This is a genomic window from Sulfitobacter sp. UBA4523 (assembly GCF_002388305.1).
GTDB classification, from domain to species: domain Bacteria; phylum Pseudomonadota; class Alphaproteobacteria; order Rhodobacterales; family Rhodobacteraceae; genus Sulfitobacter; species Sulfitobacter pontiacus.
In genome coordinates, this window is sequence record NZ_DGMH01000052.1 from 29,111 (window position 1) to 35,163 (window position 6,053).

Below are 6,053 nucleotides of genomic sequence, written 5' to 3' on the forward strand. Positions count from 1 at the left end.
AGCCCGATCATCACGAACTCCCCCGACCGGAAGCGGAAGGACGGGTCGCGGGTGATGCGGAAGCGGAACAGGCTGTCGGTATAATGCTGCACCTGCGTCACCGTTTCGGCAAAGACCCCGGCGGGGATCGGGAAGCTGGGGCGAGAGAGAGAAGCGGCGTCCATGGAAAGTCCTTATCGGCTGCGGATGTATTATTGTTTGTATGCGAATGATTATCTGTCAAGTGTTTCATCTTGATCGGCCGCATTTTTCTGTTAGCGTTCAAATGAAACTGATGCTGCTTGAAAGGCGTGCCCCATGTCAGACACCTCTGCAAAACTCGTGATCCGGAACATCGGGATGATCCTGACCGGAAAGATGGAAGACCCCATTGCCGACGGGGATTGCCTGATCGCGATGGACGGAAAGATAACGGAATGGGGCTATGCCAAGGATATGGATTGCGACGGGGCCACGACAGAAGTCGACGCCCATGGCGCGACGCTGGCACCGGGGTTGATCGACAGCCATGTGCACCCGGTGGTGGGCGACTATACCCCGCGCCAGCAGCAGTTGGGGTGGATCGATTCAACGTTGCACGGCGGGGTGACCACGCTGATCTCTGCCGGCGAAGTGCATATGCCGGGGCGCCCTAAGGATATCGTCGGCCTCAAGGCGATGGCGATCGCGTCGCAGCGTTGGTACGAAAACTTCCGCCCCTCGGGCGTGAAGGTCCACGCGGGTGCGCCGGTGATTGAACAGGGCATGGTCGAAGAAGACTTTGCCGAGATGGCCAAGGCTGGCGTGACCCTGCTGGGCGAGGTCGGACTGGGCACGGTCAAGGACGGCAAGACCGCCGCGCAGATGGTCGGATGGGCACGCAAGTACGGCATGCAAAGCACGATCCACACCGGCGGCCCGTCGATCCCCGGATCAGGGTTGATCGATGCGGATATGGTGCTTGAAACCGGAACGGATGTGGTCGGGCATATCAACGGCGGGCATTCTGCCCTGCCCGACGATCAGATCATCTGCCTGTGCGAAGGCTGCAAGGCTGCGCTTGAAATCGTGCACAACGGGAACGAACGCGCCGCCTTGCTGACGCTGAACACAGCGCGCGAGTTGGGCAAGCTTGATCAGTTGATCCTTGGCACCGACGGTCCGGCGGGATCTGGCGTGCAGCCTTTGGGGATCATGCGCATGGTTGCGATGCTGTCGTCGCTTGGCGATGTACCTGCCGAGGTCGCCTTTTGCTTTGCCAACGGCAACACCGCACGGCAACGCAAGCTGGACACCGGATTGATCGAGGTCGGCAAATGCGCCGATTTCGTCCTGATGGATCAGGCGCAGCATGCGCCCGGCAAAAATATGCTTGAATCGGTGCAACTGGGAAATCTCCCCGGTGTTGGCATGACGGTGATTGATGGCGTGGTACGCAGCCTGCGCAGCCGGAATACGCCCCCTGCCACGCGGCTCCCCGAGCTGATTTGCGGCACCGTCGGCGCCTGAACGCCGGCACAAGCGGCTGCGGCGGGGGATCTGCCGCCCCGCAAGTGACGCGATGTTTCAATGACATCGCAGGTGCCGTTGGCCGCTTTCCCCGGTTTCGGGGAAAGTAGGGCTTTCCTTACCTTTATATTCATGGTCAATTTTCGCCGAGATATGGGGCCGCACGTGCGGAGGGCCTTGGTGCGCGTAAAATCCTGTCAAACGTCAGATTGCGGAACATCGTTCCATCATGCGGTATTGGCAGTTTGAATTTTAGCGCTTAGGCTGCAGAAATCAGAGTCGCGGACAATCGTGGAGGAGTGTCCGGCAACAGGCTCGATAAGGGAGGACGAAATGGCCACACTATCTGTATCTATGCTGTCTGCGGGCGGGTGCATATGACCGCAATGACCCCCGAAGAAGCCATTCGCCACGTGGTTTCAACGAACCCGACGTTCGAAGTAACCGAAAGTAATATCCGTGGCGTCACCTATAAAACATTCAAGAATATCCCGAAAACCCTGGGCGGGCTGATCCAGGCGAGCCGCGAAATCCAGGGCAATGGCGCGGCAGAGTTTCTGGTCTATCAGGATGAACGCTGGACCTATGATGCGTTCACCGCCGATGTGAACCGCATTGCCAACGGGCTGCGCGACACGCTGGGGATCAAGACCGGCGACCGTGTCGGCATCGCGATGCGCAACTATCCCGAACTGCTGATGCTCACGCTGGCGGTCGCGTCAGCGGGTGCTGTGGTGGTGTTCGTCAATGCGTGGTGGACCACCGAAGAGCTTGACTATGCGTTGCAAGACAGCGGGGCCAAGACGGTCTTTGCCGATGGCCCCCGTTTTGAACGGATGAAACCGCTCGAGGATGATCTGGGCCTGCGTCTCATCGGCGTGCGCGATGCAGAGGAAATGGGCCCGCACAAGCTGTCGGTGCTGATGCAGGGCATGGCCGAAACGCCGCCCGAAGGGGTCGATCTGGACACGGACGATGACTTTGCGGTGATGTATTCCTCTGGCACGACGGGCAAGCCGAAAGGGGTGGTGCAGACCCACCGTGGCGCGCTTAGCGCGGTGTTCAGCTGGCTGTTACAAGCCGTCGCCGCGCCGCTGGTCACCCCCCCTGAACCCGGCGCACCGCCCGCGCCGCGCCCGTCGGGGTTGATCGTCACGCCGCTGTTCCACGTCACCGCGACGCATCCGCTGTTTCTGCTTAGCCTGCCCGCTGGTGCCAAGATTTCCTTGTTGCACAAGTGGGACGCGGAAGAAGCGGTGCGCGTGATCAACCGCGAGGGCGTGACCCGTTTTCTCGGCGTGCCGACGCAATCTGCCGACCTGCTGGAAGCCGCAAAGCGTATGGGGGAAACCCTGCCGACGCTCACCTGGCTTGGCGCAGGCGGGGCGAAACGCCCTGCGGCGCAGGTCGCGCAGTTGAAAAACCAGTTCCCCGCCGCCGATATCGCGACAGGCTGGGGAATGACCGAGACGAACGCGCTTGGCATCGGCATGGTGGGCGAGGAATACAACAAACGTCCCGACGCCGCGGGCAAGCTGCATCCGCCGCTGCAAGACATCCGCTTTCTGGATGACAAGGGCAACGATGTCCCGCAGGGCGAATTGGGCGAGATTACCGTCAAAAGCCCCGCCAATATGCGCTGCTACCTCAACAAGCCGGAAGCCACCGAAGAGACGATGCAAGACGGCTGGCTGCGCACCGGTGATCTGGGTGTGATCGACGCCGAAGGCTATATCACCATCCTTGATCGCAAGAAGAACATCATCATCCGGGGCGGCGAAAACATCGCGTGTCTGGATGTCGAGGGCGCGCTGCACACGCATCCCGATGTGATCGAGGCTTGCGCGTTTTCCGTACCGGACCCGCGCTTGGGCGAAGTCGTCGGGGCCTCTGTACAGACCCGCGATGGCAAGCCTTTGACGCAAGCCGATATGGCGGCGCACCTCGACGGGCGGCTGGCCAAATTCAAGATACCCGAAAAACTGTGGTGCCAGGACGGTCCTTTGACCCGTGGTGCCACCGACAAGATTGACCGCCGTGCGATCCGCGCGGCCTGTCTGGACACATAAGGCCCACCAACCGGGCCGGAAGAAAGGAAGACTATGAACACCCCAACCGACGCAGAAATTGGTGCCTATATCGGTGCTGCCGGCAAAGCCGCATGGGAGGTCCCTGACCTGCCCGCCAACACCAAACAGCGCGAGATCAAATCCGTAGGCATCATCGGCGCGGGTACGATGGGCGGCGGCATCGCGATGAACTTTGCCACCGCGGGCATCCCCGTCACCATCGTCGAGACTACGCAAGAAGCGCTGGACCGCGGGTTGAAGGTCGTGCGCGGCAACTACCAGCGCAGCGCCGACAAGGGCCGTTTCCCGCAAGAAGAAGTCGAAGCGCGGATGGATCGCTTTGACGGCAAGCTGGAACTGGCGGCCTTGGCCGAGTGTGATCTGGTGATCGAAGCCGTGTTCGAAGACATGGAGCTGAAGCGCAAGATTTTCACCGAGCTGGACCGCGTGATGAAACCGGGCGCGATCCTTGCGACGAACACCTCGGCGTTGAACATCGACGAAATCGCGGCGATGACCAAGCGCCCCGAAGACGTAATCGGGCTACACTTTTTCTCGCCTGCCAACGTGATGAAACTGCTCGAAATCGTGCGCGCGAAACATACTGCCGATGATGTGGTCGCGACCTCGATGGATCTGGCAGCCAAGATCAACAAGATCGCTGTACTCGTCGGCGTTTGCCCCGGTTTTGTCGGCAACCGCATTTTGTTCGCGCGCCAGAAACAGGCCAACAAGCTGCTGCAACAGGGCTTGATGCCGTGGGATGTGGACGCCGCGCTGAACGCCTTTGGCTTCAAGATGGGGCCGTTCCAGATGTCCGATCTGGCCGGTCTGGATATCGGCTGGTCCAAAGGGGCCAAGACCGAAAACCCGATCCGCGATGCGCTGTGTGAAATGGACCGTCGCGGCCAGAAGACCCAAGCGGGTTTCTACGACTATGATGAATCCCGCCGCCCGATCCCGTCGGATGTGGTTGCCGGTGTGATCAAGGACATCACCGGTGCCGAGGCCAACCAGATGTCGCAGGAAGAGATCATCGAGATCTGCATCTACCCGATGATCAACGAAGCGGTCAAAATCCTTGAGGAAAACAAGGCGCAGCGTCCCTCTGACATCGATGTGGTCTGGCTGAACGGCTATGGCTGGCCCGCCGATAAGGGCGGCCCGATGTTCTATGGCGATATGGTCGGTGCGCAGGCCGTGCTGGACGTGATGGAAAAGCTGGGCGCCGAAGACCCCGAATTCGCGCCCGCTGAGCTGCTGCGCGACCTGGCCAAGAATGGCGGGAAATTCACTGAAATTGACACCGGAGGGCTGAAGGTATGAGCTATCAATATATCACCACCGAAAAGAAGGGTCACATCCTTGTTGTGACCATGAACCGCCCCGAGGTGTACAATGCCGTGCACGTCGACATGCATAATGAAATGGCCGATTGCTGGGGCGCTTTTGCAGCGGATCAGGATCTTTGGGTCGCGGTTCTGACTGGCGCGGGGGACAAGGCGTTCTCCGCGGGGAACGACCTGAAAGCCACGGCTGCGGGCGGGTCAAAGGCGACAATGCCCGCCAGCGGCTTTGCCGGTCTGTCCTCGCGTTTTGATCTGGAAAAGCCCATCGTCGCAGCCGTCAACGGTTTCGCCATGGGCGGCGGATTTGAAACCGCGCTGTCGTGCGACATTATCCTCGCCTCCGATCAGGCGAAATTCGCCCTGCCCGAGGTCAAGGTCGGCTTCTTCGCCGCGGCTTCCGGCGTGCAGCGCCTGTCGCGCTATATCGGACGGCTTGCCGCGCAAGAGATGATGTTCACCGGCCGCACCATCATGGCCGATGAGGCGCTGTCGATGGGCTGCGTCAACGCGGTCTACCCTGCCGACCAGCTGATGGCGAAAGCGATGGAAAAGGCCGAAGAGCTGTGCGCCGTGTCGCCGTCGGCGGTCAAGGCCACGAAACGCGTCCTGAACGACATGTACAAGCGCGACGGGATGCAAGACAGCATCGCCTATTCGCGCGAGGTGATCGCGGACCTCAGCAAAACCGAAGATTTCAAGGAAGGCGTGAACGCCTTTGTCGAAAAACGCAAACCCAACTGGGTCAATAAATAATCGAACCAACTGCCAGGAGGCACTCTATGTCACATAACGAAGCTATGGCCGGAATGAATAATCTCGAGATGTCCGAGAAGGCCAAGCCGCTGTTGGCCGCCGTCATCAAACACATCCGCGAAAATGTCGATCCGATCACCGACGAGTATTTCCGCCTTGGCGAAGGTCGTGCCGACCGCTGGTCACACGCGCCCGGCCAGTTGGAGCTGCTGGAAACCGCCAAGAAAAAGGCCCGTGAAAATGGGTTGTGGAATTTCTTTTTGCCCAATGCCGAAACCGGTGAAGGTCTGTCGAACCTCGATTACGCCTATATCGCGGCCGAGCTTGGCAAAAGCCCGCTGGCCTCTGAATCGCTGAACTGTTCCGCGCCCGACACCGGCAACATGGAAGTGCT

4 protein-coding genes and 2 pseudogenes are annotated in these 6,053 nt (G+C 60.1%); 5 read left to right on the forward strand and 1 reads right to left on the reverse strand.

The features are described from left to right. Window positions 1-164, reverse strand: a pseudogene (locus B3849_RS13185) (ferredoxin--NADP reductase); the annotation flags it as partial. Between the two features lie 133 nt (window positions 165-297). Between B3849_RS13185 and B3849_RS13190 the strand changes: the two are divergent. The 5 genes and pseudogenes from B3849_RS13190 to B3849_RS13210 all read left to right on the forward strand — a co-directional run. Continuing rightward, window positions 298-1,488, forward strand: coding sequence for an amidohydrolase family protein (locus B3849_RS13190; protein ID WP_005848879.1), 1,191 nt, complete (start codon window positions 298-300; stop codon window positions 1,486-1,488). Between the two features lie 377 nt (window positions 1,489-1,865). Next, a complete protein-coding gene (locus B3849_RS13195; protein ID WP_278425711.1) occupies window positions 1,866-3,557 on the forward strand; it encodes a class I adenylate-forming enzyme family protein in 1,692 nt (563 codons plus the stop codon). 33 nt (window positions 3,558-3,590) lie between these two features. After that, window positions 3,591-4,883 carry a 3-hydroxyacyl-CoA dehydrogenase gene (locus tag B3849_RS13200; RefSeq protein WP_132997976.1) on the forward strand — a complete coding sequence of 431 codons (1,293 nt, stop codon included), beginning with the start codon at window positions 3,591-3,593 and terminating at the stop codon, window positions 4,881-4,883. Next, a complete protein-coding gene (locus B3849_RS13205) occupies window positions 4,880-5,659 on the forward strand; it encodes an enoyl-CoA hydratase-related protein (RefSeq protein WP_278425712.1) in 780 nt (259 codons plus the stop codon). The genes B3849_RS13200 and B3849_RS13205 overlap by 4 nt, the downstream gene beginning before the upstream one ends. A gap of 26 nt (window positions 5,660-5,685) precedes the next feature. Then, a pseudogene (locus B3849_RS13210) lies at window positions 5,686-6,053 on the forward strand (acyl-CoA dehydrogenase family protein); the annotation flags it as partial.

Bases quoted from the DNA above. Each gene is read 5' to 3' on its own strand.
- B3849_RS13195 (WP_278425711.1), top strand. From the start codon at position 1,866: ATGACCGCAATGACCCCCGAAGAAGCCATTCGCCACGTGGTTTCAACG.
- B3849_RS13190 (WP_005848879.1), top strand. From the start codon at position 298: ATGTCAGACACCTCTGCAAAACTCGTGATCCGGAACATCGGGATGATC.
- B3849_RS13200 (WP_132997976.1), top strand. From the start codon at position 3,591: ATGAACACCCCAACCGACGCAGAAATTGGTGCCTATATCGGTGCTGCC.
- B3849_RS13205 (WP_278425712.1), top strand. From the start codon at position 4,880: ATGAGCTATCAATATATCACCACCGAAAAGAAGGGTCACATCCTTGTT.